Annotated in this window: 22 protein-coding genes and 2 pseudogenes; 19 read left to right on the plus strand and 5 right to left on the minus strand. The window is 75.8% G+C overall.

Going from position 1 to position 25,520, the window contains the following annotated elements:
• Positions 1 to 138: 138 nt before the first annotated feature.
• The 6 genes from ACFYWL_RS27090 to ACFYWL_RS27115 all read left to right on the plus strand — a co-directional run bounded on the left by ACFYWL_RS27090 (position 139) and on the right by ACFYWL_RS27115 (position 7,026).
• Entirely contained in the window at positions 139 to 3,465 is a 3,327-nt protein-coding gene (locus ACFYWL_RS27090; RefSeq protein WP_386978186.1) for a ribonuclease E/G, read from the plus strand.
• Positions 3,466 to 3,583: 118 nt separating this feature from the next.
• Positions 3,584 to 4,114 (plus strand): hypothetical protein, encoded by a 531-nt coding sequence (locus ACFYWL_RS27095; protein WP_386978189.1) that lies wholly within the window; start codon positions 3,584 to 3,586, stop codon positions 4,112 to 4,114.
• A gap of 189 nt (positions 4,115 to 4,303) precedes the next feature.
• Positions 4,304 to 4,618 carry a 50S ribosomal protein L21 gene (gene rplU, locus ACFYWL_RS27100; protein ID WP_007072512.1) on the plus strand — a complete coding sequence of 105 codons (315 nt, stop codon included), beginning with the start codon at positions 4,304 to 4,306 and terminating at the stop codon, positions 4,616 to 4,618.
• An 11-nt stretch (positions 4,619 to 4,629) separates the two neighbouring features.
• Positions 4,630 to 4,884 (plus strand): 50S ribosomal protein L27, encoded by a 255-nt coding sequence (gene rpmA / locus ACFYWL_RS27105; protein ID WP_013288010.1) that lies wholly within the window; start codon positions 4,630 to 4,632, stop codon positions 4,882 to 4,884.
• Between the two features lie 93 nt (positions 4,885 to 4,977).
• Entirely contained in the window at positions 4,978 to 6,465 is a 1,488-nt protein-coding gene (gene obgE / locus ACFYWL_RS27110; RefSeq protein ID WP_386978193.1) for a GTPase ObgE, read from the plus strand.
• A gap of 111 nt (positions 6,466 to 6,576) precedes the next feature.
• Positions 6,577 to 7,026, plus strand: a complete 450-nt coding sequence (locus ACFYWL_RS27115; RefSeq protein WP_386978196.1) for a GNAT family N-acetyltransferase — start codon at positions 6,577 to 6,579, stop codon at positions 7,024 to 7,026.
• 54 nt (positions 7,027 to 7,080) lie between these two features.
• On the opposite strand, the gene ACFYWL_RS27120 is transcribed toward ACFYWL_RS27115, so the two are convergent.
• On the minus strand, positions 7,081 to 7,560 hold the full coding sequence (locus ACFYWL_RS27120) for a DUF4383 domain-containing protein (protein ID WP_386978199.1): 480 nt from the start codon (positions 7,558 to 7,560) through the stop codon (positions 7,081 to 7,083).
• A 193-nt stretch (positions 7,561 to 7,753) separates the two neighbouring features.
• On the opposite strand from ACFYWL_RS27120, the gene ACFYWL_RS27125 reads away from it, so the two are divergent.
• The 3 genes from ACFYWL_RS27125 to ACFYWL_RS27135 are packed head-to-tail and all read left to right on the plus strand — an operon-like array spanning position 7,754 to position 9,682.
• Positions 7,754 to 8,539, plus strand: coding sequence for a hypothetical protein (locus ACFYWL_RS27125; protein WP_386978202.1), 786 nt, complete (start codon positions 7,754 to 7,756; stop codon positions 8,537 to 8,539).
• Positions 8,540 to 8,570: 31 nt separating this feature from the next.
• Positions 8,571 to 9,035, plus strand: a complete 465-nt coding sequence (locus tag ACFYWL_RS27130) for a phage holin family protein (protein ID WP_386978205.1) — start codon at positions 8,571 to 8,573, stop codon at positions 9,033 to 9,035.
• The gene (locus tag ACFYWL_RS27135; protein ID WP_386978207.1) at positions 9,032 to 9,682 is read left to right on the plus strand and encodes a DUF3618 domain-containing protein; all 651 of its coding nucleotides are present in this window, start codon (positions 9,032 to 9,034) and stop codon (positions 9,680 to 9,682) included. Before ACFYWL_RS27130 ends, ACFYWL_RS27135 begins: the two co-directional genes overlap by 4 nt.
• 186 nt (positions 9,683 to 9,868) lie before the next feature.
• Here ACFYWL_RS27135 and ACFYWL_RS27140 read toward each other — a convergent pair whose 3' ends face one another.
• A complete protein-coding gene (locus ACFYWL_RS27140; RefSeq protein ID WP_386978210.1) occupies positions 9,869 to 11,116 on the minus strand; it encodes a cytochrome P450 in 1,248 nt (415 codons plus the stop codon).
• Positions 11,117 to 11,379: 263 nt separating this feature from the next.
• On the opposite strand from ACFYWL_RS27140, the gene ACFYWL_RS27145 reads away from it, so the two are divergent.
• On the plus strand, positions 11,380 to 11,781 hold the full coding sequence (locus tag ACFYWL_RS27145) for a hypothetical protein (protein WP_386978213.1): 402 nt from the start codon (positions 11,380 to 11,382) through the stop codon (positions 11,779 to 11,781).
• A 112-nt stretch (positions 11,782 to 11,893) separates the two neighbouring features.
• On the opposite strand, the gene ACFYWL_RS27150 is transcribed toward ACFYWL_RS27145, so the two are convergent.
• The gene (locus ACFYWL_RS27150) at positions 11,894 to 12,112 is read right to left on the minus strand and encodes a DUF397 domain-containing protein (RefSeq protein ID WP_013287999.1); all 219 of its coding nucleotides are present in this window, start codon (positions 12,110 to 12,112) and stop codon (positions 11,894 to 11,896) included.
• Between the two features lie 67 nt (positions 12,113 to 12,179).
• Here ACFYWL_RS27150 and pepN point away from each other — a divergent pair, with 67 nt between their 5' ends.
• The 9 genes and pseudogenes from pepN to ACFYWL_RS27195 form a co-directional block, all read left to right on the plus strand.
• A complete protein-coding gene (gene pepN, locus ACFYWL_RS27155) occupies positions 12,180 to 14,696 on the plus strand; it encodes an aminopeptidase N (protein ID WP_386978216.1) in 2,517 nt (838 codons plus the stop codon).
• A gap of 155 nt (positions 14,697 to 14,851) precedes the next feature.
• A complete protein-coding gene (gene nadD / locus ACFYWL_RS27160; protein ID WP_043966745.1) occupies positions 14,852 to 15,448 on the plus strand; it encodes a nicotinate-nucleotide adenylyltransferase in 597 nt (198 codons plus the stop codon).
• Positions 15,449 to 15,558: 110 nt separating this feature from the next.
• Complete coding sequence (gene rsfS, locus ACFYWL_RS27165; RefSeq protein ID WP_178066109.1) at positions 15,559 to 15,969, plus strand: ribosome silencing factor; 411 nt, start codon at positions 15,559 to 15,561, stop codon at positions 15,967 to 15,969.
• A complete protein-coding gene (locus tag ACFYWL_RS27170) occupies positions 15,966 to 16,595 on the plus strand; it encodes a histidine phosphatase family protein (RefSeq protein ID WP_386978221.1) in 630 nt (209 codons plus the stop codon). Before rsfS ends, ACFYWL_RS27170 begins: the two co-directional genes overlap by 4 nt.
• 222 nt (positions 16,596 to 16,817) lie before the next feature.
• A pseudogene (locus tag ACFYWL_RS27175) lies at positions 16,818 to 17,666 on the plus strand (DegV family protein); the annotation flags it as partial.
• A gap of 1,028 nt (positions 17,667 to 18,694) precedes the next feature.
• The gene (locus ACFYWL_RS27180; RefSeq protein WP_386978224.1) at positions 18,695 to 19,450 is read left to right on the plus strand and encodes a helix-hairpin-helix domain-containing protein; all 756 of its coding nucleotides are present in this window, start codon (positions 18,695 to 18,697) and stop codon (positions 19,448 to 19,450) included.
• A 134-nt stretch (positions 19,451 to 19,584) separates the two neighbouring features.
• A complete protein-coding gene (locus tag ACFYWL_RS27185; protein WP_386978363.1) occupies positions 19,585 to 21,969 on the plus strand; it encodes a ComEC/Rec2 family competence protein in 2,385 nt (794 codons plus the stop codon).
• A 122-nt stretch (positions 21,970 to 22,091) separates the two neighbouring features.
• Positions 22,092 to 23,072 (plus strand): DNA polymerase III subunit delta, encoded by a 981-nt coding sequence (holA, locus tag ACFYWL_RS27190; protein WP_386978227.1) that lies wholly within the window; start codon positions 22,092 to 22,094, stop codon positions 23,070 to 23,072.
• A pseudogene (locus ACFYWL_RS27195) lies at positions 23,069 to 23,411 on the plus strand (hypothetical protein); the annotation flags it as partial. The gene holA and the pseudogene ACFYWL_RS27195, both read left to right, overlap by 4 nt.
• Positions 23,412 to 24,023: 612 nt before the next feature.
• On the opposite strand, the gene rpsT reads toward ACFYWL_RS27195, so the two are convergent.
• Together rpsT and ACFYWL_RS27205 are read right to left on the minus strand one after the other, a co-directional pair.
• The gene (gene rpsT / locus ACFYWL_RS27200) at positions 24,024 to 24,290 is read right to left on the minus strand and encodes a 30S ribosomal protein S20 (protein ID WP_043966753.1); all 267 of its coding nucleotides are present in this window, start codon (positions 24,288 to 24,290) and stop codon (positions 24,024 to 24,026) included.
• Between the two features lie 171 nt (positions 24,291 to 24,461).
• On the minus strand, positions 24,462 to 25,454 hold the full coding sequence (locus ACFYWL_RS27205) for a phosphotransferase family protein (RefSeq protein WP_386978231.1): 993 nt from the start codon (positions 25,452 to 25,454) through the stop codon (positions 24,462 to 24,464).
• Positions 25,455 to 25,520 lie beyond the last annotated feature (66 nt).

Below are 25,520 nucleotides of genomic sequence, written 5' to 3' on the forward strand. Positions count from 1 at the left end.
GCGTTGACCGACGGTCAGCGTTCTGGCAGGCAGACTTCGGCGGTCGCGCAGCTCGCGCGCCCGGCGGAAACACTTTTGCGGCGACCCTGCGTGGCAGCGCTCACCCGCGCCCGGGGCAGCCAGAACTGGAGAACGTCCATGCTCGAGAACGAGCCCGAGGGCGGCGAACGGACCGGTTCCCAGCCGGCCGGCGAGACCGCTGACCGCACCACCGACACCGGCCGCGCCAGCGGTGACACCGTCACCGGTACGGCGGACCTCGCCGCGGGCGGGCCTACCGCCGAGGGCGCGGCCCCGGCCGGCGGCCCCACCGCCGCACAGGGCGAGGCCGCCGGGGAAGCCGCCGCAGGGACGCCGGCCGCGCCACCCCGCAAGCGGGCCACCCGTCGGCGGGCCACCCCGCTTAACCAGCCGGAGCAGACCGAGGCACCGGTGGAGGCGTCCACCTCCGCCGGCTCGGCCAGCGGGGAGGCGCCGCAGGCCGAGGTCTTCGCCCCGGTCGCCGGTGAGCTGGAGGAGACGCCGAAGACGCCGCGCCGACGCCGGAAGGCGACCACCGCGAAGGCCACGGAGGAGCCGATCGTCGCCGCCGCCGCGGAGGAGGCCGGCGCGGAGGTCGTACCCCCGGTCAAGGTCACTCGGACCCGCCGCCGCAAGGCCGCCGCGCCCGCGGCGGAGGCCCCGGCAGCCGAGGCGGCCGTCGGCGAGGCCGAGGGCGCCGCGGCGGGCGAGCGGCCCGACGAGCAACCTGCGGAGGCCGCCCCGACGCCGGCCGCGGCCGAGCCGTCGGCCGCTGCCGCAGCTCAGCCGGATGCTGCCGCTGCCGGCGGCTCCGTCGACCAGCCGGCCGCCGGCGCGACCGAGGCCAGCCAGCCGGCCGCTTCCGGCCAGCCTGCTTCCGGCCGGGCCGCCGCCGGGCGTGGCCGCCGCCGGTCCAGCGGCGCGGAGAACCGTTCCGGGGAGGTGCCGCCCGGGGTTGCCGTCTCCGGTGCCGCCGAGCCGCCGGCCGGTTCCGCCGAGGCTGCCGAGATCGCCGAGCCCGCCCAGGTCGCCGAGCCTGCCAAGGCCAGCGAGCCCGCCCAGGTCGCCGAGCCTGCCAAGGCCAGCGAGCTCGTCGAGGCCGCCGAGCCGAGGACCCGCCGGCGGCGGGCCGTTCTCTCCGCGCCGACCGTCCTCTTCATGGCCCCGCAGCCGGACGAGCTGCCGGTCGCCCGGGTCGTGGTGCCGACCCCGGTGGAGCCGGAGCCGGCCGAGGAGCAGCCCGAGCCGTCCCGCCGGCGTCGCCGCGCCCGGCGCGAGGTCGAGCCGGTCGAGCAGGCCGAGGCGCCGGAGGTCGAGGAGGAGCCGGCCGTCGAGGCGGAGGAGCCCGAGGCCGCCGAGGACGAGGAAGACGAGGAGACCGCCGCCCGTCGGCGTCGCCGCCGGGGTCGCCGGGGCCGGGGCCGGGGCAAGGGCGGCGCGGACGAGGCCGACGACGAAGAGGCAGAGGAGGCCGCCCAGGCCGAGGAGCCCGAGGCCGAGGGCGACGAGGACGAGGGTGAGACCGACGAGGGCGGCGACGGGCTGACCCGCCGTCGGCGGCGTCGCCGCCGCCGGGGCGCCGGGGACACCGACGGGGGCGCCGACGACGGCGTGCCGACGGTCGTCAAGATCCGTGAGCCGCGCAAGGCCGTCGACGAGGTGCAGGGCGTCTCGGGCTCGACCCGGCTGGAGGCCAAGCGGCAGCGCCGCCGGGACGGCCGGGAGCAGCGCCGGACCCGCCCGCCGATCCTGAGCGAGTCGGAGTTCCTGGCCCGCCGGGAGGCGGTCGACCGGGTGATGGCGGTCCGCCAGCGCGGTGACCGCACCCAGATCGCCGTCCTGGAGGACGGCGTGCTGGTCGAGCACTACGTCACCCGCAACTCCTCCGGCACGATGGCCGGCAACGTCTACCTCGGCAAGGTGCAGAACGTCCTGCCGAGCATGGAGGCGGCCTTCGTCGACATCGGGCGCGGGCGCAACGCCGTCCTGTACGCGGGCGAGGTCAACTGGGACACCACCGGCCTGGAGGGGCGGGCCCGGTCGATCGAGCAGGCCCTGCGCTCCGGCGACTCGGTCCTGGTGCAGGTCACCAAGGACCCGATCGGGCACAAGGGGGCCCGGCTGACCAGCCACATCGCGCTCTCCGGCCGGCACCTGGTCTACGTGCCGAACGGCAACGCCTCCGGCATTAGCCGCAAGCTGCCGGACACCGAGCGCAAGCGGCTGCGTGACGCGCTCAAGAAGCTGGTGCCGGACGGCGCGGGCGTGATCGTGCGGACGGCCGCCGAGGGGGCGAGCGAGGACGAGCTGGCCCGCGACGTCAAGCGCCTGCAGGCCCAGTGGGAGGACATCCAGGCCAAGGCCGCCTCCGGCGGCGCGCCGGTGCTGCTCTACGAGGAGCCGGACCTGGTCATCCGGGTCGTGCGGGACCTGTTCAACGAGGACTTCCGCGAGCTGGTGATCGAGGGCGACGAGTCGTACGGGATGGTCGAGTCCTACCTCTCGCACGTCTCGCCGGACCTGGTCGACCGGGTGCGGCGGCACGCCGGCACGACCGACGTGTTCGCCACGTACCGGATCGACGAGCAGATCCTCAAGGGCCTGGACCGGAAGGTCTTCCTGCCCTCCGGCGGCTCGCTGGTGATCGACCGCACCGAGGCGATGACCGTCATCGACGTCAACACCGGCAAGTACACCGGCTCCGGCGGGAACCTGGAGGAGACGGTCACCCGGAACAACCTGGAGGCGGCCGAGGAGATCGTCCGCCAGCTCCGGTTGCGCGACATCGGCGGCATCGTCGTGATCGACTTCATCGACATGGTGCTGGAGTCCAACCGTGAGCTGGTGCTGCGCCGGCTCACGGAGTGCCTCGGCCGGGACCGCACGAAGCATCAGGTCACCGAGATCACCTCGCTCGGCCTGGTGCAGATGACCCGCAAGCGCATCGGCGCGGGGCTGCTGGAGGCGTTCAGCGAGCCCTGCGAGTGCTGCAAGGGCCGGGGTCTGATCATCCACACCGAGCCGGTGCCGGAGAAGCCGCGTTCGGGCGGCGGCGCGGCGGAGAAGGTGAAGGCGGTCGCCTCGGCTGCTCCCGCTCCGGCTCCCGCCGCCGCACCGGCTTCGGCCGAGTCGGCCGGCGGGGCGTCGTCGCGGCGTCGGGCGCGCAAGAGCGCGGCCCCGGAGCGCACGGTCGTCGAGGTCGTCGAGGTGCCGGCCGACGCCGAGTACCACGACACGATGGGCTACGACCTGTCCCGGTACGAGACGGACACCGCCGCCGCGCCGGCCGTGGCGGACAGCCAGCAGGGCGAGTCCGCCCGGCTGGCGGGTGCCGACGACCCGGACGCGCTCGGCGACGACGAGGGCGACGGCGACGGCGGTGAGCCGGGCGGCGGCCGGCGGCGGTCCCGCCGCGGCGGCGCCCGGCGGCGTACCCGCCCGTGACCGGCTGACGGGCCGCGCGTTTCGCAGGGCCCCTGCCCGGGTGACAGCACCGGGGCGGGGGTCCTGTCGCGTGCCGGACCCCGGTTAGGATCGGCCACCCCCGGTCAGGAGAAGAAGAATGCGTCGTCTGCTCGTCCTCACCGTCGCCGCGGTCGTCCTGTCCGCCACGGCGGCCTGCTCCGCCGGGCGTTCCGGCTCCGACCCCGCCGACGGGCCGGGCGGCTCCCCGCCGGCCGCGGCCGGCGGGGCCACCCCGGGCGGCGGGGGCGCGGCACCGGGCACGCCGGGCGGGCCGCCCGCCGCGAGCGGCGCGGCCGGGGGGAACGCCCCGGAGGTCTGCGCCGCCGCCCAGCAGGCCAGCGGCGCGGCGGTCCGCACGTACGTGGCGGAGCTGGGCAGGATGATCGGGGCGGTCGGCGCGAGCGACAGCGCCACGGCGGAGGCCGCCCGCAAGCGGGCGGAGGCGGCGTTGACCGGCTGGCGCGCGGCGCTGCGGGAGCAGTCGACCCGGGCGACCGACCCGCAGCTACGGACGCTGCTGGCCGATCTCGCCACCGAGGTGGGGATGCTCGGCACCGACGTGGACGCGATCGACGAGGAGGAGCTGGACGAGCTCCAGCAGCGCCTCGACCAGCTCTGCGCCCGTTGACCGGCTCGGTACGGGTCGGCCGGGCGGCGTACCCCGGTTTGGGTGTCGCACCGCCGATGACGTACGCTATCTTGCGGCGCACTTTGGTGTGCCGAGTTCCCGCGTGCCCGCGCCGCCGCGCTTCTGCTACCCGGCGAGCCGCCGAGGGAACGACCGCCAGCAGCCTCAACGACAGGGAGTCCGCCTCCGATGTACGCGATCGTCAAGACCGGCGGCAAGCAGTACAAGGTCGCCGAGGGCGACGTGATCGAGGTCGAGAAGCTCGCCGGTGCCCCCGGCGACGCGGTGAAGCTCACCGCGGTGCTCCTCGTCGACGGTGACGACCTGGTGACCGACGCGGCGAAGCTTGCCGAGGTCGCGGTGTCCGGCGAGATCGCCGCGCACACCAAGGGCCCGAAGATCAAGATCCACAAGTTCAAGAACAAGACCGGCTACCACAAGCGCCAGGGTCACCGCCAGCCGCTGACCCAGGTCAAGGTGACCGGCATCTCCAGCGGGAAGTAGGTCGTCCTCAGATGGCTCACAAAAAGGGTGCGTCCAGCTCGCGCAACGGCCGTGACTCCGCGGCCCAGCGGCTCGGCGTGAAGCGCTTCGGTGGTCAGGTCGTCAGCGCGGGTGAGATCCTCATCCGGCAGCGTGGCACCAAGTTCCACCCCGGTGACCTGGTCGGCCGTGGCGGCGACGACACGCTCTTCGCGCTGGCCGCCGGCTCGGTCCAGTTCGGCACCAAGCGCGGTCGCAAGACCGTCAGCATCGTGCCGCAGCAGTAGCTTCGACGCGTCGCGGGCCGCGGACCGGTTGGTCCCGGCCCGCTTCGCTTTTCTCGTACGTGCGGGGCGTCTCCCGCTGGAAGGATTGACGACGTGACGATGTTCGTGGACCGGGTCGTCCTGCACCTGCAGGCCGGCGACGGCGGGCACGGCTGTGTCTCGATCCACCGGGAGAAGTTCAAGCCGTTCGGCGGCCCGGACGGCGGCAACGGCGGGCACGGCGGAAGCGTGAGCCTGGTCGTCGACCCGCAGGTGCACACCCTGCTCGACTTCCACTTCCACCCGCACGTCAAGGGCGAGAACGGCAAGGGCGGCGCGGGCTCGAACCGGGACGGCGCGAACGGGCGCGGCCTGGTGCTGAAGGTGCCCAACGGCACCGTCGTGCAGACCCCCGGCGGCGAGGTGCTGGCCGACATGGTCGGCGTGGGCACCACGTTCGAGGTGGCCCGGGGCGGCCGGGGCGGCCGGGGCAACGCCTCGCTGGCCAACGCCCGGCGCAAGGCGCCCGGCTTCGCCGAACTGGGCGAGCCCGGCGAGCAGCTCGACGTGGTGCTGGAGCTCAAGAGCGTCGCCGACGTGGGCCTGGTCGGCTTCCCGTCGGCCGGCAAGTCGTCGCTGATCTCGGTCATCTCCGCCGCCAAGCCGAAGATCGCCGACTACCCCTTCACCACGCTCGTGCCGAACCTGGGCGTGGTCCGGGTCGACAACCACACCTTCACCGTCGCCGACGTGCCCGGGCTCATTCCCGGCGCGGCCACCGGCAAGGGCCTCGGGCTGGAGTTCCTCCGGCACGTCGAGCGCTGCGCGGTGCTGGTGCACGTGATCGACACGGCGACGCTGGAGCCGGGCCGGGACCCGCTGGCCGACATCGACGCCATCGAGTCGGAGCTCAGCCAGTACGGCGGGCTGGCCGACCGGCCCCGCCTCGTGGCCCTCAACAAGGTCGACGTGCCGGACGGCCGGGACCTCGCCGAGATCGTCCGCCCCGACCTGGAGGCCCGTGGCCTGCGGGTGTTCGAGGTCTCCGCGGCGACCCGCGAGGGCCTCAAGGAGCTGATGTTCGCCATGGCGGAGCTGGTCGAGAAGGCCCGCGCCGCCGCCCCGCCGGCCGAGCCGACCCGCATCGTCATTCGCCCGAGGGCGGTCGACGACACCGGCTTCACCATCGAGGCCGAGCCGGACGGCTCGTTCACCGTCCGGGGCGACCGGCCGGAGCGCTGGGTGCGGCAGACCAACTTCGACAACGACGAGGCCGTGGGCTACCTGGCCGACCGGCTGGCCCGCCTCGGCGTCGAGGACAAGCTGGCCAAGGCCGGGGCCAAGCCGGGCGACCTGGTGCGGATCGGCGAGCGCGAGTTCGACTGGCAGCCCGCCCTCTACGCGGGCGTCGACTTCGTCCCCGGCAACCGGGGCACCGACGTGCGGCTGGAGGAGAAGTCGAGCCGCCCCTCGGCCGCCGAGCGGCTCGCCGCGCGCAAGGCCCGCCGGCAGCGGCCCGCCGACGAGTTGGGGGCCGACGTCACCGACGACGAGCCGACCGCCGGCGACGACCTCGACGGCGATCTCGACGACGAGGAGTAGGGCGGCGACGGGGAGGGCCCGCCGGGCGCGACCACGACCGCTCGCGGGACCTCCGCCGGCGGGTCGCCCGCCGGAAACCTGGCGGAAATCCGTCGCGCCTAGCGTGATGGGATGCTGATCGAACCGCGGCCCACGACCGACCCGGAGATCGCCACCCTGGTCGTGGCGCAGCAGCGTGAGCTGCGCGAGGCCGACGGCGGGCTGGACGGGCAGGTGACCGTCACCCACGACGACATCCGCTACCTCGCCGTCGTCGACGCCGGCCGGGCCGTCGCGTGCGGCGGCATCCAGGAACTCGACCCGCGCACCGGCGAGCTGAAGCGGATGTACGTGCGGCCGGCCTACCGGGGTCGGGGGATCGCCCGCCAGCTGCTGGCCGCCCTAGAGGACCTGGCCTTCCGGCAGGGGTACGCCGAGCTGCGGCTGGAGACCGGCAGCTACCTCCCGGTGGCCATCGGCCTCTACACCTCCTGCGGGTACGCCCCCATCCCCGTGTACGGCGAGTACGTCGACAACCCGTACAGCCGCTGCTTCGCCAAGCGCCTTCCGGTGGCCGCCTGACGGTGCGGGCGCGCGCCGGCCGGGCGGGGCGGCCCGGTCAGGGGCGGTCGACGGTCAGGGGCGGTCGATCGGGTCGTCCAGCCGGCCGCCCGTGCCCACCCGGTCGGACAGCAGCAGGCCCAGCGCGAGCATGCCGAGGCCGAGCAGCAGGTGCAGGAAGTCGTCCGCGCCGTTGAGCGGGATGAAGTTGGCCGCGCCCTGCTCGTTCTCGGCGAACCTGACGAACAGCCCGTAGAGGCAGAGCCCGAGGTAGAGCGCGCCGCCGCCGGCCAGGAAGAGCCGGGCCCCGGCGACGCTGCGGGCCAGGGCCAGCCCGGCCAGCCCGAAGATCAGGTGCAGGGCGTTGTGCAGGACCGAGACCTGGAACAGCCCCAGCAGCTCGGCGCCCGAGTGGTGCCCGGCGAAGGTCAGGTCGTCGTACCCGGTGGTGATGCCGGGGACGAAGCCGAGCACCCCGAGCAGGAGGAAGAGCGCCGCCACCGCGACGGCGGCCACCTGCACCCGGGTCCGCGGGCGCTGCCGGTCACGCGCCATCGATGTCACCTCCGTGGATCAGCAGCCCCCGACGATCCTCCATTGTGTGTGCGCGGCGACACGCTCCGCAGAGAAACCGGGAATCAGGTGTGGGCCGCCCCGGCGAGGGTAGGTCAAAAGACGCCGGCCGGATGAACGCTGGCGAATCCCTCGAATTGACTACCGCGACGACTTTCCGAGCGGAAGGGACATCATGACCTACGATTTCTCACCCACGACGTCCACGTACGGGCAGGAGTCGAGCAACGGCCACGGCGTACGCGATCAGGCCCGCCAGGTGGGCTCGGAGGCCGCGCACGCGAGCGGCGCGGTCGCGCAGACCGCCAAGGAGCAGGGCCGGGAGGTCGTCGGCGAGGCCACGCGGCAGGCCCGCAACCTCTACGGCGAGGCCCGCACCCAACTCGCCGGGCAGGCCGGGGAGCAGCAGCGCCGGGCGGCCGGCGGGCTGCGCTCGCTGGCCGACGAGATGCGCGCGATGGCGCAGCACAGCGGCCAGTCCGGCCCGGTGACCGAGCTGGCCCACCAGGCCGCCGAACGCGTCAACGGCGTGGCCGGCTGGCTGGAGGAGCGGCAGCCCGGCGACATCCTCACCGAGGTCAAGGACTACGCCCGCCGCAACCCGGGCACCTTCCTGGTCGGGGCCGCCGTGCTCGGCGTCCTCGCCGGCCGGCTGACCCGGGGCCTCTCCGCGGCGTCCGACGCCACCGGCGTCGGCTCGACCGGGGCGTACGACCCGGAGCGCACCGCCGTCATCCCGACGCCGCCGACCCGGCGCGCCGTGCCGGACCAGATCCCCCCGGGCGGCTACCTCGACCCGACCCCCGAAGCGGACCACACCGGCCAGGGCGCGGCCTACCCCGACCCGGGCACGGCCACCGGCTACGCCGACCCGGCGGACGGCGTCGGGACGCCGCTGCCCCCGGTGACCCGGACCGACCCGCTGCCGGGCGTGCCGTCCAGCGGCGTCACCCGCCCGTGAGCCGCCGAGCCAGCCGAAGGGAGGCGACCGCATGACCGCGCCGACGCAGGATCCCGGACTCGACTCCGGGCACCACCCCGCGGGTGCCCCGCACACCGCGGACGAGGTCAGGGGCAGCTCGCTCGGTGAGCTGATGCGCCAGGTGACCACCGACCTGTCCACGCTGATGCGTCAGGAGGTGGAGCTGGCCAAGGCCGAGATCCGCCAGGAGGGCAGGAAGGCGGGCAAGGCCGCCGGGCTGTTCGGCGGCGCCGGCTTCGGCGGGTACATGGTGGCGCTGTTCCTGTCGATCGCGCTCTGGGCCGGGCTGTCCAACGTGCTGGACGCCGGCTGGGCCGCGCTGATCGTCGCCGTGCTCTGGGGCGCGATCGCCGCCGTCCTCTACTCCATGGCCAAGCAGAACGCCCAGCGCGTACGCGGCCTCAGGCAGACCAACGACAGCGTGCAGCGCATTCCCGACGCGCTCAAGCCCCACCCGGAGGGAGTCACCCGATGAGCACCGACCCCGACCAGATCCGCCGGGAGATCGAGGCCACCCGCAACAGCCTCAGCACCGATGTGGACGCCCTGGCGTACAAGGTCAGCCCCGGCCGCATCGTCGACGACCGCAAGCAGCGGGCGCGCGCCGCGCTGCAGAATGTGAGGGACAAGGTCATGGGCACCGCTTCCGACTACGGCCACAGCACCGGACACGCCGCCCACGCGGTGGCCGACCGGGCCTCCTCGGCCGCGTCCACGGTGAGCGACAAGGCGCACTCGGCGGCCTCCACCGTCGGCGACGCCGCCCAGCGCACGCCGCGGGTGCTGCGGGAGAAGTCCGAGGGCAACCCGCTGGCCGCCGGCCTGATCGCCTTCGGCGTCGGCATGCTGGTCTCCTCCCTGATCCCGGCGACCCGCCGCGAGCAGCAGGTGGCCGCCCAGGTCAGGGAGCGGGCGGGCGAGCACGCCGGCGCGGTGAAGGAGAAGCTCGGCGAGGTCGCCGGCGAGCTGAGGGAGGAGCTTCGCGAGCCGGCGCAGCACGCGGGCGAGTCGGTGAAGGCCACCGCCCAGGACGCCGTGCACGCCGTCCGGGACGACACCCGCTCGGCCGCCCACGATGTGGTGGACCAGGCCCAGCAGCCCCGCGAACAGGTGCGGTACTGACCGGGGAGCTCCCACCGCGGCTCGCGGCCCGGGGCGGCTCGCGGCCCGGGGCGGCTCGCGGCCCGGGGCGGCTCGCGGCCCGGGGCGGCTCGCGGCCCGGGGCGGCTCGCGCCCGGGTTAGGAAGGGCCCCCTGTGCAACAGAATGCGTTAACAGGGGGCCCTTCCTTGCGCTGCCTGCGGCGCCGTCAGGCGGTGCGGCGCACGTTGGTGAGGACGAGGCCGCTCGGCGGCAGGGCGGGCATCCGCCGCAGGTCGATCGCGAGGTCCTGCGGCGGGACCTCGTAGCGGATGGTCGTGGTCAGGTTGGCGACGGCCCGCTTCAGCAGCTCGATGGTGATCCACTCGCCGGCGCAGCGGTGCCCGGTCAGGTGTTCGCCGCCGCCCTGCGGCACCAGCGCGTACGGGTCGCCGCGCCAGCCGGCGAAGCGTTCCGGGCGGAACCGTTCCGGCTCGGGCCAGAGCGCCTCGTGGTGGTTGGTGCCGTACAGGTCGAGCAGCACCCGCCGCCCCTGCGGGAAGTGGTGCCCCTGCCAGTCGAAGGAGCACCGCACCCGGGCGGCGGCGACCGGAAAGAACGGGTAGTAGCGGCGTACCTCCTGCACGAAGCACTCGGTGGCGTCGTCGTCGCCGCGCACCTGGTCGCGCCACTGCGGGTGGTCGTGCAGGGCGAGCGCGGCGAAGATCACGAAACGGTCCACGGCGACGGTGGGGCGCAGCACGTTGAGCAGCTCCACGGCGGCGATCCGGCGGGGCAGCAGCCGCCCCTGGCCGTCGCGGTGCTCGGCGACGACCCGCAGCGCGCTGCCCGGCGGGGCCGGCAGGACGCCCGCCCGGGCGCGCTCGACGACCTCCCCGAGCCACCGCTCGCCGCGGCGGCGGGCGGCCCGGCCCCGCCAGTGCCGGGGGCCGAACGCGGTGGGTCCCTCGATCATCGACCGCATCACCGCGGTGCGCCGGGTCACCTCGGTATCGGCCAGCGGCACGCCGGCCCAGGCGCAGACGGCCCGGGCGAGCAGCGGGGCCACCTCGTCGTGCAGCACCACCCGGCCGGCGCGCTCCCAGGCCGGCACCCGGGCCCGCCACTCGTCGTCGAAGAGCTGGCCGAGCTGCCGGACCGCCGACGGCGTCATGATCGACATGAACATGGCCTTGCGGTCGTGGTGGGCCGGCCCGTCGAGGCCCTGCACCCCGCCCACGCCGGTGAGGGTCCGCTGCATCCGCTTCGGCGTCGCGCCTGCCCGAACGAAGCGCTCGGGGTCGTAGAAGATCTCCGCCGCCGGTCGGCCACGCAGGCAGATGGTCGGTTCGAGCAGCAGCCGGGCCTGGAAGATGTCCGTGCCGTACCGGTCGCAGCGGTCGCCGATGAACCGGTAGCCCTCCCGCAGCAGGGCCAGGGTGCTGTCCGGGCTGCGGTCGGCCGGCATGCTGGCCATCGGGCCCTCCTGACGTTCCCCGCCCGGCGGCGCCGCGCGGTGGGGGTTCGTCTACCCCCGTCGCCCCGGCCGAATCCCCCTGCCCCGGTCGAGCCCGGTCGGGGGCCGGCGGCCCGGCGTCGGTCCGCGCGGCGACCGCCGGCTGGCCCCTCCCAGGGCGGCGGGAACCTGGTTGGCTGGAGCGCGCGGGCCGGCGACCGGTCGGTCCGGGCGCTCGGGCCGCCGGTGGCGGGAGCGCCGGGCAGCCACGACGGGGAGGACACATGCGGGAGAACGCGTCGCGATACTGGCGACAGCGGCGGGCGGTCGACGCGCTGGGCGCGGGCCGGGCCGGCGGCGGGGAGACGGCGGGGCCGCTGCTCGCCCGGCCCCGCCGGGAGCAGCGGCCGACGCGCTGGTTCACCGTGCATCTCGGCTTCGCCGCCGGCGGGCCCGACCTGGCCCGCGAGCTTGCCGTGGCGTACGCCGAGGGGCTGAGCGTGCTCCGCCCGGAGCTGGCCCTCGGAGCCGCCGCGCTCTCCCCGGCCGACGCCTGGCACCGGGCCGAGCGGTTGTTCTGCGGGGCGGTCGGCCCGGACGGCGAGCGCTGCGCCGACGTGGCCGGTCACCCCGGCTTCCACCACGCCCCGGGCCCCGGCGGCCTCGGCTGGGGCGACGGCGACTGACAGGCGGTACGCGCGGCCCGGGACCGGGCCGTCACCGGCTGCTGCCCCCGGGGACGCACGTTGGCGTGCCTCCCCGGGGGCGACAGGCGTCGCGGCCCGGCGACCCGCCGGCTCAGTCCAGGTCGAACTCGCCGTCCTGGGCGCCGGCGACGAACGCGTCCCACTCGGCCTGGGTGAAGACGAGCACCGGGCCGTCCGGCTCGGCGGAGTTGCGCATGCCGATCAGGTCGTCGACGAAGGCCACCTCGACCGCGCCTTCCGAGGTGTCACCCTCGGCCCGCTGCCAGACCGCCCGGGACAGGTCGAAGTCGCCCTTGGGGTGCTGACCCATTGTTGCTTCCTCCATCGCGTGCCGTGACGGGAAACGAGTGTGGTTCCCCATCGGGCAGGATAAGCGGATGCCGAGCCTGAGCCGTGTAGAGGCGACCGCGCGTGGCGCGTTGATTACCGTCGAGTCCTACCACGTGGACCTCGACCTGACCGCAGGCGACGAGCAGTTCCGCTCGCACGCCACGATCCGTTTCCGGGCGACCCCCGGCGCGGAGACCTTCGTCGAGGTGCTGCCCGCGAAGCTGCTGGGGGCGCGCCTGAACGGGCGGCCCCTCGACCCGGCGACGCTCGCCGGCAACCGGCTGCCGCTGACCGGCCTCGCCGAGGCCAACACACTGGTCGTCGAGGCCGAGATGGCCTACTCGAACACCGGCGAGGGGCTGCACCGGTTCGTCGACCCGGCCGACGGCGAGACCTACCTCTACGCCATGTCCTTCCTGGACAACGCCCAGCGCATCTTCGCCGCCTTCGACCAGCCCGACCTGAAGGCCCCGGTCCGGCTCGCCGTCACCGCCCCGCCGCGGTGGACGGTCGCCGCCAACGGCGCGCTGGCCGCCACGCCCCGGCCGGGGCGCTGGGAGTTCGCCCCGACGGCCCCGCTGGCCCCGTACTTCGTCACGCTGATCGCCGGGCCGTGGCACGTGCGCCGCGCCGAGCACGACGGGATCCCGCTGGGCGTCTGGTGCCGGCGTTCCCTCGCCGCCCACCTGGACGCCGACGTCGAGGAGATCCTCACCGTCACCCGGCAGTGCCTGGACCGGTTCCACGAGCTGTTCGCCGAGCGCTACCCCTTCGGCAAGTACGACCAGGCGTTCGTGCCGGAGTTCAACGCCGGCGCGATGGAGAACCCGGGCCTGGTCACCTTCCGCGACGACCTCGTGTTCCGCTCGGCGGTCACCGACACCCAACGCGAGCTGCGGGCCACCACCATCGCCCACGAGATGGCCCACATGTGGTTCGGCGACCTGGTCACCATGCGCTGGTGGGACGACCTGTGGCTCAACGAGTCGTTCGCGGAGTACCTGGGCACCCGGGTCACCGCCGAGGCGACCCGGTTCGACCGGGCGTGGACGACGTTCGCCCTGCGCCGCAAGGGCTGGGGGTACGCGGCCGACCAGCGCCCCTCCACCCACCCCGTCGCGCCGGAGGAGGTCGCCGACGCGGCCCTGGCGCTGCTCAACTTCGACGGCATCTCGTACGCCAAGGGCGCCAGCGTCCTGCGCCAGCTCGTCGCCTGGCTCGGCGACGACGCGTTCCTGGCCGGGCTGAACGCCCACTTCGTGGCGCACCGCTTCGGCAACGCCACCCTCGCCGACCTGCTCGGCGCGCTCTCCGCGGCGGCCGGGCGGGACCTGTCGGGCTGGGCCGAGCGCTGGCTGCGCCGGGCCCAGGTCAACACCCTGCGGGTCGACGTGACGCTCGACGCCGACGGCCGGTACGCGGACGCGGCGATCGTGCAGACCGCCCCGGCCGGCCACCCGGTGCTGCGTCCGCACCGCGTCGGCGTCGCCCGGTACTCGGCCGACGGCACGGTCACCCGCGACGAGGTCGACCTCGACCCGGACGCCGACGGCGGCCGGACGGTCCTCGCCGGCCTGCGCGGGCAGCCGGCCGCCCGGCTGCTGCTGCCCAACGCCGGTGACCTCACCTTCGCCAAGATCCGCCTCGACCCCGCCTCCGTCGACGCGGTGCCGCTGGTGCTGCCGACCCTGGCCGACCCGCTGGCCCGGGCCCTGCTGTGGGGCGAGGCGCTGGACGCGGCCACCGACGGCGAGCGGCCCGTGGCCGCCCTGGTGGAGCTGGTCGCCGCCGCGCTCCCCGGCGAGACCGAGGTGATCATCGTGGAGGACGTGCTGCGCACCGTCCGGCCGCTGGTCGACCGGTACCTCGACCCCCTCGCCCGGGACGCGGCGCTGCTCCGGCTCGCCGGTGCCTGCCAGCGGCTGCTCGCCGCCGCCGAGCCGGGCGGGTCGCGGCAGCTCGCCGCCGCCCGGGCCCTGATCGGCGCCAGCGCCGACGCCGACCTGCTCGCCGCCTGGCTGGCCGGCGAGGGCGTCCCCGCCGGGCTGGCCGTGGACACCGAGCTGCGCTGGGCGCTGCTCGGCCGGCTCGTCGTGCTCGGCGCGGCCGGGGAGGCCGAGATCGCCGCCGAGGCGACGGCCGACCCGAGCGCCACCGGCGCCGAGCGGGCCGCCCGATGCCGGGCCGCGCTGCCCGACCCGGCCGCGAAGGCGGCGGCGTGGGAGACCGTGGTGCGCAACACCGAGCTGTCCAACCGGCTGGTCGAGGCCGCCGCGCAAGGGTTCTGGCAGCCCGAGCAGGCCGAGCTGACCCGGCCGTACGTCGAGCGGTACTTCGCCGACATGCCGGCGGCGGCGCGCAGGCGTACCCCCTGGGTCGCCGACCAGGTCGCGGCCGACGCCTACCCCCGCTACGCCGTGGGGCAGCCCACCCGGGAACTGGCCGCGGCGCTGCTGGCCCGCGACGACCTCACGCCCGGCCTGCGCCGGGTGGTCACCGACGCCGACGACGACCTGCGCCGCGCCCTGGTGGCCCGCACCGCCGTGGCCGCCGCCTCGGCCTGACCCGCCCGCCGCCGGGGCTCGACCCGGCCGTCCCGCCCGATCCGTCCCGTTTCCGGCCCCTTCCCCGCCCCGGTCGCGCCCGTGACCTGGGCCGAGGGAGGGGCCGCGACCCGGGCCGAGGACGCCGGCCCGGGCGGCCCGCATACGATCTGCGGGTGCGGGAAGACATCCGGCGGGTCGGGATCATGGGCGGCACGTTCGACCCGATCCACCACGGTCACCTGGTCGCGGCCAGCGAGGTGGCCGACCGGTTCGGGCTGGACGAGGTCGTCTTCGTGCCGACCGGGCAGCCGTGGCAGAAGGCGGACCAGCCGGTCACCCCGGCCGAGGACCGCTACCTGATGACGGTGATCGCCACCGCGTCCAACCCCCGGTTCCAGGTCAGCCGGGTCGACATCGACCGGGGCGGGCCGACGTACACCGTCGACACGCTGCGCGACCTGCACGCCGAGTACGGGCCGAAGGTGCAGCTCTACTTCATCACCGGGGCGGACGCGCTGGAGCGGATCCTGTCCTGGAAGGATCTCGACGAGATCTTCGCGCTGGCCCACTTCATCGGCGTCACCCGCCCCGGGTTCGAGCTGACCGACAAGCACGTGCCCGCCGACACGGTGAGCCTGGTGCAGGTGCCCGCGATGGCCATCTCGTCGACGGACTGCCGCGCCCGGGTGGCCCGGGGCGAACCGGTCTGGTATCTGGTGCCCGACGGTGTGGTGCAGTACATCGCGAAACGGCGGCTCTATCAGCAGTGATCGTGCCGGATATGCGGTCGTTGGTCCCGGAAACCGGCCAGAACCGACAGGTCGTCACGCCGGCGGGTGTGAGACGCTTGGAGGGTCGCACGGTTGATCGAAGGAGAACGGTGACAGTTTCCGAACGCGCTCACGAGCTGGCGATGGCCGCCGCCCAGGCCGCGGCCGACAAGAAGGCGCAGGACATCGTCATCATCGACGTGGGTGACCAGCTCGCCATCACCGACGCGTTCCTGCTCGCCGCCGCCCCCAACGAGCGTCAGGTGCTGGCCATCGTCGACGCCATCGAGGAACGGCTGCTGGAGCTGCCGGAGAAGGCCAAGCCGGTCCGGCGCGAGGGCGAGCGCGGCGGGCGCTGGGTGCTGCTCGACTACGTCGACATGGTGGTCCACGTCCAGCACACCGAGGAGCGCGAGTTCTACGCCCTCGACCGGCTCTGGAAGGACTGCCCGCAGATTCCGTTCGTCGACCGGGACCTGGTCGAGGCCGAGGCCGCCGCCGGCACCGCACCGGCCGAATGACCCGACTGATCGTCTGGCGGCACGGCAACACCGACTGGAACGCCACGGGCCGGGTGCAGGGGCAGACCGACGTACCGCTCAACGACCTCGGCCGCGAGCAGGCCGCCGCCGCCGCGCCGCTGCTCGCGGCGCTGCGCCCCGACGCGATCGTGGCCAGCGACCTGCGCCGCGCCGCCGACACCGCCGCCGCCCTCGCCGCGCTCACCGGCCTGCCGGTGCGCGCCGACGCCCGGCTGCGCGAGCGGCACTTCGGGCGGTGGCAGGGGCTGGAGCTCACCGAGGCGGCGCGGCGTTACCCCGACGAGCACGCCCGCTGGCGGGCCGGCGAACCCGACCCGGGCGCCGACATCGAGAGCCTCGACGACCTCGGCAAACGGGTCGGCGCGGCCCTTCAGGACGCGGCCGACGCCGGGCCCGGCGGGACGATCGTGATCGCCACCCACGGCGCCGCGGCCCGGCAGGGCTGCGGCCACCTGCTCGGCTGGGACCACGCGGTGCTGCGGGCGATCGGTTCCCTGCGCAACTGCCACTGGACCGAGCTGCGCGACAGCGGCACGCGGGGCTGGCACCTGCGGGCACACAACGTCGGCGTGCTCGCTGCCACGGGGGCGGCCGAGGCGGTCTGACCCGGCGGCGTCCGGGGTCAGCGTTTCCAGGCCAGCGTTTCCAGGCCAGCGTTTCCAGGCGGCAGTTTCGTGGCCGGCCGTTCGTGGGTGGCCGTTCGACGGCCGTTTCGTGGGCGGCCGTTGGTGGGTGGCCGTTCGGCGGCCGTTTCGTGGGCGGCCGTTTGTGGGTGGCCGGGCCGGGCGGCCCCGGCGGTCCGGGCCGGGATCGGCTACGGTGCCGGAATGCCCGTCGCGGTCGTCACCGACTCCACCGCCTACCTCCCGCCCGATTTGGTGCGCCAGCACCGGCTCACCGTCGTGCCGCTGACCGTGGTGCTCAACGGCGCGGAGGGGCTGGAGGGCGTCGAGACGTTCCCCGACGACGCCACCCGGGCGCTCGGCGGCCGGCGGGTCTCGGTCAGCACCTCCCGCCCGGCGCCGGAGCAGTTCGCGCGGACGTACCGCGAGCTGCTCGACGCCGGTGCCGACGCGGTGGTCTCGGTGCACCTGTCGGCCGAGCTGTCCGGCACCGTCGAGGCCGCCCGGCTGGCCGCCGCGCAGGTCGGCGGCGACCGGGTCGCGGTCGTCGACAGCCGCTCCGCCGGCATGGGCCTCGGCTTCCCGGCGCTCGCCGCCGCCGAGGCCGCCGCCGGGGGCGCCGACCTTCCGGGGGTACGCCGCGCGGCGGCCGACGCGATCGACCGCACCACGATCTACTTCTACGTCGACACGCTGGAGTTCCTGCGCCGGGGCGGCCGGATCGGGGCCGCCGAGGCGCTGCTCGGCACCGCCCTGTCGGTCAAGCCGATCATGCACATGCCGGACGGGGCGATCGTGCTCCGGGACAAGGTGCGCACCGCCAGCCGGGGCGTGGCCCGCCTGATCGACCTCGCCGTCGAGGCGGCCGGCGACGCCGACGTCGACCTCGCCGTGCACCACCTCGCCGCCCCGCGACGCGCCGAGCAGCTCCTCGCCGCGCTCACCGAGCGGCTCGGCGGCCGGGTCCGCTCGACGTACGTCACGGAGGCCGGCGCGGTGGTCGCCGCGCACGCCGGCCCGGGGCTGGCCTGCGTCGTCGTGCACCGCCGCCCCGCCCCGGCCGAGCCGACCCCCGGCACGAGCTCGACCGACACGAGCTCGACGGCCGCGGGCTCGGTTGGCGCGGTCTCGGCGGCCGTGGACTCGGTTGGCGCGGGTTCGGCGGATGCGGGTTCGGCCGGTGTGGGTTCGACGGCCGTGGGTTCGGCGGGTGTGGGTTCGGTTGGTGCGGGTTCGGCGGGCGTGGGTTCGGCGGGTGTGGGTTCCGTTGGTGCGGGTGCGGCGGATGCGGTCTCGGCCGCCGTGCCGGAGCCCCACTGACGGGCGGCTCCCTCACCTGTACGACCTGATCGGCCTCGACCTGCGCCGCCCGTGCCCGGCACCACACAGCCGTCCGCCGGCCCGACCAGTCGCCCAGCCGGCGCGGTCGCCGACAGCCCCTCGACCAGCCCGTCGATCAAGAGGAAAGCGGCAAAGATGATCTCGATGTCTGACGCAAATCTCTTGATCACGGGGCGGATGGTTCCGGTGGGCATGTGGGTGCGGAGGCGTGGTTTGGGGCTGCCATAGCACACGGTGGGCATGATCAGGCGGTTGTCCACAGAGGCTCTCGTTGTCCACAGGTGGCGATCGGTGGGCCTCGGACAGCCCGGGCAGCGGCCTAACCTCGCGCCGTGTCAGACGACGAGGAGACGGTCGTACGGCGGCGGCTGCGGTGGCTCGCGGACGGCCCGCCCCCGGTGCGCCCGGCCGTGCCGGCGGAACCGGTCACGCCGCCGGCAGTCGGGCGGCCGGAGACGGGCGCATCGCCGCCAGGGCCAGGGCCGGGGCCGGTGCCGGCGGGTGGGCCTGCCGTCGGGCGGGCCGTCGTGGTGCCGCCCGAGGACCGGTGGCCGCTGGCCGGCGAGCCGGCGGTCGAGCGGCCGGTGCCCTGGCCGGGGGAACGATCTCCCGGCTCGGGGCGACGCATCGCCCGCACATCGCCTCCCGTCCCGGGGCCGCTCGGGGGTGATGGGTTGGGGCGTGCCGGTTTGCTCGGGGGTGACGGGTTGGGGCGTGCCGGTTTGCTCGGGGGTGACGGGTTGGGGCGTGCCGGTTCGCTCGGGGGCGACGATTCGGGGCGTGCCGGTGAGCCGGCGGCCGGCCCCGACGGCGAGCCGGGGGCCGGGTCGTGGGCGTCGCGGCTGCCGGGGCCCGGCGCGTTCGATCCCGGCCGGCGGGGCGTGCGGGCGCTGGCGGCGGTCGCCCTCGTGGTGGTGCTCGGCGCTGGCGTCTGGGCGTGGCGCTCCCGCCCGCAGGCCGAACCGGTCCGGGCCGAGCCGTCCGCCGCCGCCGGCTTCGACGCGACACCGGGGGCGGGAGCGCCGGCCGCCGCCGCGACGCCGGGCGGGGAACTGGTGGTGGCGGTCGCCGGCAAAGTACGCCGCCCCGGGCTGGTCCGGGTGCCGGCGGGCGCGCGGGTCGGCGACGCGGTGCAGGCAGCAGGCGGCGCGCTGCCCGGCGTGGACGTGGCGCTGCTCAATCCGGCTCGCAAGGTCGCCGACGGCGAGCTGATTCTGGTCGGCGTCACCGCCCCGCCGGGCCAGCCCGGTGCCGCCCCGGCCGCCCCTGGGCAGCCGGCCGGCGGGGGACCGGCGGCCCCCGCCGGGCTGATCAACCTGAACACGGCCACCCTCGCCCAGCTCGACACGCTGCCCGGGGTGGGGCCGGTGCTGGCCCAGCGCATCCTCGACCACCGCGATCGCACCGGCGGGTTCCGCTCGGTGGGGGACCTGCGCCAGGTGGAGGGCATCGGCGACTCCCGGTACGAACAGCTCAAGGAACTGGTGACGGTGTGAGCGGGAGCGCGGGGCGGCCGGAGGCCGGCGCGCCGGCCGGGCTGATCGGTGCGACGGTCGCTGCGCCCGGCGCGGCCGTCGCCTCGGGCGCGCTGGCCGGGCCGGGCGCCCAGGCCGACGGCCGAACGCCCGACGTGCCCGTCGACCGGCCTTCCGGTGTGGTGGACGGGCCCGACCTGCGGCTGGCCGGGCTGGCCGTGGCCGCCTGGCTGGCCGCGCTGGCGAGCCTGCACCTGAGCGCCCGGTCGGCGGCGCTGCTCGCCGCCGGGGCGGCCGGGCTGGCCGGGCTCGTCGCGGCGCACCTGCTCGGCCGGTTGGGACGCCCGGCGGGCCGCGTCCGGCGGCACGGGTGGATCGCCGTGGCCGTGCTGCTCGGTGTGGTGTGCGGGGCGACGGCGACGGCCGCCCGGCTCGGCGTCCGGGACGCCCCCGCCGTCCGTGGGCTCGTCGACGACCGGGCCACGGTCACCGCCGACCTGGTCGTCCGGGACGATCCGCGTCCGGTCCGGGGCGTCGCGGGCCGGCCCGCGACGCTGCTGGTCCGGGCCGAGTTGGTCGCCCTGACCGGCCCCGACGGCGCGCGTGTCGCCGTGCCGCTGCGGGTCCTGCTGCTCGCCACCGACCCGGCGTGGCGGGCGTTGCTGCCCGGGCAGCGGCTGACCGCAGAGGGGCGGCTCGGTGCGCCGCGCGGCGGCGACCTGACCGCCGCGGTGCTCACGGTGCGCGGCCCGCCGACGTCGCACGGTCCGCCGCCGTGGTCGCAGCGGGCCGCCGGCACCCTCCGCGCCGGCCTGCAACGCGCCTGCGAGCCGTTGTCCGACGAGCAGGGCGGGCTGTTGCCCGGCCTCGTGGTCGGTGACACCAGCCGACTGCTCCCGACCGTGGAGGAGGACTTCCGCACGACGGGGATGACCCACCTGAACGCCGTCTCGGGCAGCAACGTGGCGATCGTCGTCGGCGCGGTGCTGCTGCTGGCCCGCTGGGCCAGGGCCGGCCCCCGGCTGGCCGCTGGGCTCTGCGTACTGGCTGTGGTCGGGTTCGTCATCCTGGTCCGCCCCTCGCCGAGCGTGGTGCGCGCGGCCGCCATGGGCGCGATCGGCCTGGCGGCGCTGGCCGCCGGCCGTCCCCGGGCAGCCCTGCCGGCGCTGGCCGCGGCGGTGGCGGCACTGGTGCTGTTCGACCCGGACCTGGCCGGCGACCCGGGGTTCGCCCTGTCCGTGCTGGCCACGGCCGGGCTGCTGCTGCTCGCCCCCGGGTGGCGCGACGGGCTGCGCCGGCGGGGCGTGCCGCCCGGGTTGGCGGAGGCGCTGGCCGTGCCCGCCGCAGCGCAACTCGCCTGCGGCCCGGTGGTCGCCGGGATCTCCGGCACGGTGAGCCTGGTGGCGGTCCCGGCGAACCTGCTGGCCGTCCCGGCGATCGCGCCCGCCACGGTGCTCGGGGTGGCGGCGGCGGTGCTCTCCCCGGTCTGGCCCCCGGGCGCGGAGTTCGCGGCGTGGCTGGCGAGTTGGCCGGCCTGGTGGCTGGTCACGGTCGCCCGGTACGGTGCCCGGCTGCCCGCCGGCACGCTGCCCTGGCCGGACGGCGTGCCGGGCGCGCTGTTGCTGGCCGGGCTGACCGTGGCGCTGCTGGTCGCCACCCGGCGGCCGGTGGTGCGCCGGCTGGTGGCGGTGGTCGCCGTCGCGGTGGTCGCCGGCACCCTGCCGGTCCGCCTCGTCGCCGGCGGCTGGCCGCCCGGCCGCTGGGTGGCGGTGGCGTGCGCGGTGGGCCAGGGTGACGCGCTGGTGCTGCCGGTGGCCGTCGGCCGGGCGGTGGTGGTCGACGCCGGTCCGGACCCGGCGGCGGTGGATGGCTGCCTGCGGCGGCTCGGCGTACGGGAGGTGCCGCTGCTGTTGTTCAGCCACTTCCACGCCGACCACACGGGCGGGGTCGCCGGGGTGTTCCGGGGTCGCCGGGTCGCGGCGGTACGCACCCCGCAGTGGCCCGAGCCCGCCGCCGGGCGGGACCTGGTGCGGGCCGCCGCAGCGGCGGGCGGGGCGGCGGTGGCCCCGGCCGTGGCCGGGTGGGCGTACCGGGACGGCGGAGTGGAGCTGGTCGTGCTCGGGCCGCCGTACCCGCTGCGGGGCACCCGGTCCGACCCGAACAACAACTCGCTGGTGCTGCGCGCCACGGTCGCCGGGGTGCGGATCCTGCTCGCCGGGGACGCCGAGACTGAGGAGCAGCGGGCGCTGCTCGACCGCATGCCGCCCGGCGCCGTGCGGGCCGACGTGTTGAAGGTCGCCCATCACGGGTCGGCATACCAGGATCCGGCGTTCCTGGACGCCGTCCGGCCGAGCGTCGCGCTGGTGCCCGTCGGGGTCGGCAACTCGTACGGGCACCCGAACGTCGCCGTGCTCGCCCGGCTGGCCCGGGGCGGGGCCCGGGTGCTGCGCACGGACACCGACGGGGACGTGGCGGTGGTGCGCGGCGGCGGCGGGATGGCTGTGGTGGTCAGGGGCGTGCCGCCCGGGCAACGCCCGTGAGGCCATGAGCATTGGCGGCATTGATGGTGGAGAGAGTTGAATGTCTGGATTTGCGTTGAGTGCGGGGTCTGCCGTCACGGTGCTCGACGAGCAGGCACGCGCGGCGGAGGGGACGTGCGAACATGGGCGGCGTGACCGCGCCCGACCTTGCCCCCATTCTGCTGGTCCTCGGCGACGAGGAGTTGCTCGCCACGCGCGCGGTGACCGAAGCGGTGGCCCGGGTCCGCGCCGTCGACGCGGGCGTGGACGTCCGGGAGTACCAGGCCGGCGCGCTGACCGTCGGCGAGATCGCCGAGATGCTCAGCCCGTCGCTGTTCGGCGGCCGGCGGGTGCTGGTCCTGCGCGCCGGGCAGGACGCCCGCAAGGACCTGGTCGCCGCCCTGCTGGCGTACGCGAAGAACCCCGACCCCGAGGTCCACCTCGTGGTGCTGCACCTCGGGGCGGCCAAGGGCAAGGCGTTCGCGGACGGGCTGCGGGCGGCCGGCGCGACCGTGGTGCTGGCGGTGAAGCTCAAGGGGCACCGCGAGCGGGTGGCCTTCGTCCGCGACGAGGTCCGCCGGGCCGGCGGCAAGTGCACCGACGACGCGGCGGAGGCGCTCATCGCGGCGGTCGGCACCGACCTGCGCGAGCTCGCCGCCGCCTGCTCGCAGCTTGTCGCCGACACCGACGGTCGGATCGGCGCCGACACCGTGGCCCGCTACTACAAGGGGCGGGTGGAGGTGAGCGGCTTCACCGTCGCGGACGCGACCATGGTCGGCGACGTCCCGGCGGCGCTGGAGGCGCTGCGCTGGGCGCTGCACGTCGGCGTCGACCCGGTCCCGATCGCCGACGCGCTGGCCGACGGCGTCCGCACCGTCGCCCGGGTCGCCGCGGCCGGGCGGGGCGACCCGTACCAACTGGCGAGCAGCCTCGGCATGCCGGCGTGGAAGGTCAAGAGCGCCCAGCAGCGGGCCCGGGGCTGGACCCCGGAGGGGCTGGTGCGGGCGATGCAGGCGGCCGCCGAGTGCAACGCGGCGGTCAAGGGTGGCTCGGACGACCGGGCGTACGCCCTGGAACGGGCGGTCTTCTCGGTCGCGGCGGCCCGGCAGGGCGGCACCCGGTGAGCCGGCCGGTCCGGGCGTCGTGGGCGACCGTGCCCACCGAGGAGGAACGGTACCGTCCCCTCTACGCCCGGGCCCTCGGCCTGCGGTTCGTCAACCCCGGCGGGGTGCTCTGCTTCCTCTTCTTCGAGGGGGCCGTCTCGCTGGCCGCCCTGCTCGCGCTGGCCGAGCTGGTCACCTGGTGGGCGGTGCTCGTCCTGCCCGCCGCCGTGGCCGTGATGGTCAAGCTCAACGACATGGTGGCCGAGCTGGTGGTCCGGACGGCCGCCCTGGTGCCCGAGCAGGAGCGGGACCGCTTCCGTCGGCAGTTGGAGCCCGTCGTCGGCCGCGCCTCGGTGCGGAGTGTGGCCGCCCCGTTCGGCGGTGCCGGTGCCCCGTTCGGGAACGCTGGTGCCTTGGCCCGCAACGTCGGTGCCACTGCGCCCGGCGTCGGCGGCCACGCTGATGCGGCCGGTGCCCGGGGTCGGGTCGCCCTCAGCAGCGTGCGTGCGGGCGGACCGCGCGTGGCTCCGGGCGTGGGCCCCGACGCCCTCGCCAACTCCGAATCGGCCGGCTCCGAGTTCGCCGACCGGCCGTTCGCCGACCGGCCGTTCGCCGGCTCCGAGTTCGTCGGCTCCGGGCCGGCGCCCTGCGTAGAGGAGACCCGGCCCGACCGGTGATCCGAATCCCGGCCCGGGAAACGGGATCCTCCAGGACGGAGCGATCCTTTGGGACGCGCGATCCTTTGGGACGGGCGCGATCCTCGCTGGGCCGGTGGCGGGCTGAGGTGATCGACTCCATGCCGCCGACATGGCGGTATCAGCGCCGCCGGAAGGCCCCATGTCGCCGACATGGCGACGCCCGCGCCGGCGGAAGGCCCCGCGTCGGGCGGGCACGCGTCGGGCGGGCAGGCACGCGGAAAGCCGGAAGCCCCGGTGATCCCGGGGCTTCCGGCTCAGGCCCGTGTCCGCCGCGTCAGGCGGAGAGCGAAACCACGCGCTTGGCGATCGCCGACTTGCGGTTGGCCGCCTGGTTGGAGTGGATCACGCCCTTGCTGACCGCCTTGTCCAGCTTGCGCGAGGCGTCCCGCATGAGAACGGCGGCCTTCTCGGCGTCACCGGCCTCAGCGGCCTCGTGGAACTTCCGGATGGCGGTCTTCAGCGACGACTTGACCGACTTGTTACGCAGCCGGCGCTTCTCGTTCTGCCGGTTGCGCTTGATCTGGGACTTGATGTTCGCCACGCGACAGCCTCGTCTTGATAGCTCGGGTTGGTCAGCTTGTGCGCGCGACGAGCATGCGTCATCGCTGCGCGAAGAGCCAGGTTACCAGGTCCGCCGGGACGAGCCAAAACGGCCCTTCGCGCCCCGCCGACCGAGCCACCGCCGACCGAGCCACCGTCGGGCGAGCCATCGTCAGGTGGCGAGGTCCCAGCCCTGCCGGGCGGCGAGCCAGCCGAGGGCCTGCTCACCGCTCCAGCGCTGGTGGGCCCGCAGCTGCGGGGACGCGTCCGTCGGGCCGGAGGCCGCCGAGGTGAGCAGGTACCCCGAGAGCGCGGCGAGCGTCACGTCGAGGGCGTCCGCGGGCGCGCCGGCCGTCGCCGGGTGCCCCGCGAAGCGCGCGTCGGCGTCCAGGCCGCTGGCGTGGGCGGTGATCAACAGGCTGACTAGGTCGAACCAGGCCGGCCCGTGGCAGAGCCAGTTCCAGTCGCAGAACCAGGCCCGCCCGGCCGGGTCGACGAGCACGTTGTCCAGCCGCAGGTCGCCGTGGGCGAGGCCGCCGTGTGCGGCGTACCCGGGGAGGCGGGACTCCAGCGCGACCAGCTCGGACAGCCGCCGCCGCGCCCCGGGCGGCAGGTCCGGGGCCGGCTCCCGGCCGGCGGCCACCTCGCCCCACCACAGGATGTCCTCCCGGGCCAGGTCGGCCAGCCGGGGCAGGCCGAGCGCGACCAGTTCGGGCGGCGGGTCGGCCAGGGCCGCCGCCACCTCGGCGTAGCCGGCGAGGGTGGCGTCGAGGTCGGCGCGGGTCCAGGGCAGCGCGGGAGTACGGCCGTCGATGGCGTCCAGGCCGAGGGCGTACCAGCCGGCGGCGGTGACCGTCCAGCGCGGGCGGGGGACCGGCAGGCCGGCGGGGAGCCGGTCGAGCACGGCGGCCTCCCGGGCGTACCAGTCGACGAGGTGACGCTGCTCGGTCAGCGACGCCGCCTTGACGAACACGCGCCGGCCGTCGGCGCCCGCGACCAGGGCGGCGAAGCCCCGGGTGAATCCGGCGCCGGCCACCCGGACCACCGATGCCGGCGTGCCCAGCCGGGCGGTCACCGCCGCCCGCAGCCCCGCCGGCAGTTCCGCCCAGGAGGGCCGGTGGGCGGTCGCGTCGTACGACACCGGGGGAGGCGCGATCGGGGTCACCCGCCCATGCTGCCCCACCCCGTCCACCCCCGCCGTGCCGTGTCACCCGCCGGCGTCGGACGCCTC

This window comes from Micromonospora sp. NPDC002575, assembly GCF_042889525.1.
In the GTDB taxonomy this organism is placed as follows: domain Bacteria; phylum Actinomycetota; class Actinomycetes; order Mycobacteriales; family Micromonosporaceae; genus Micromonospora; species Micromonospora carbonacea.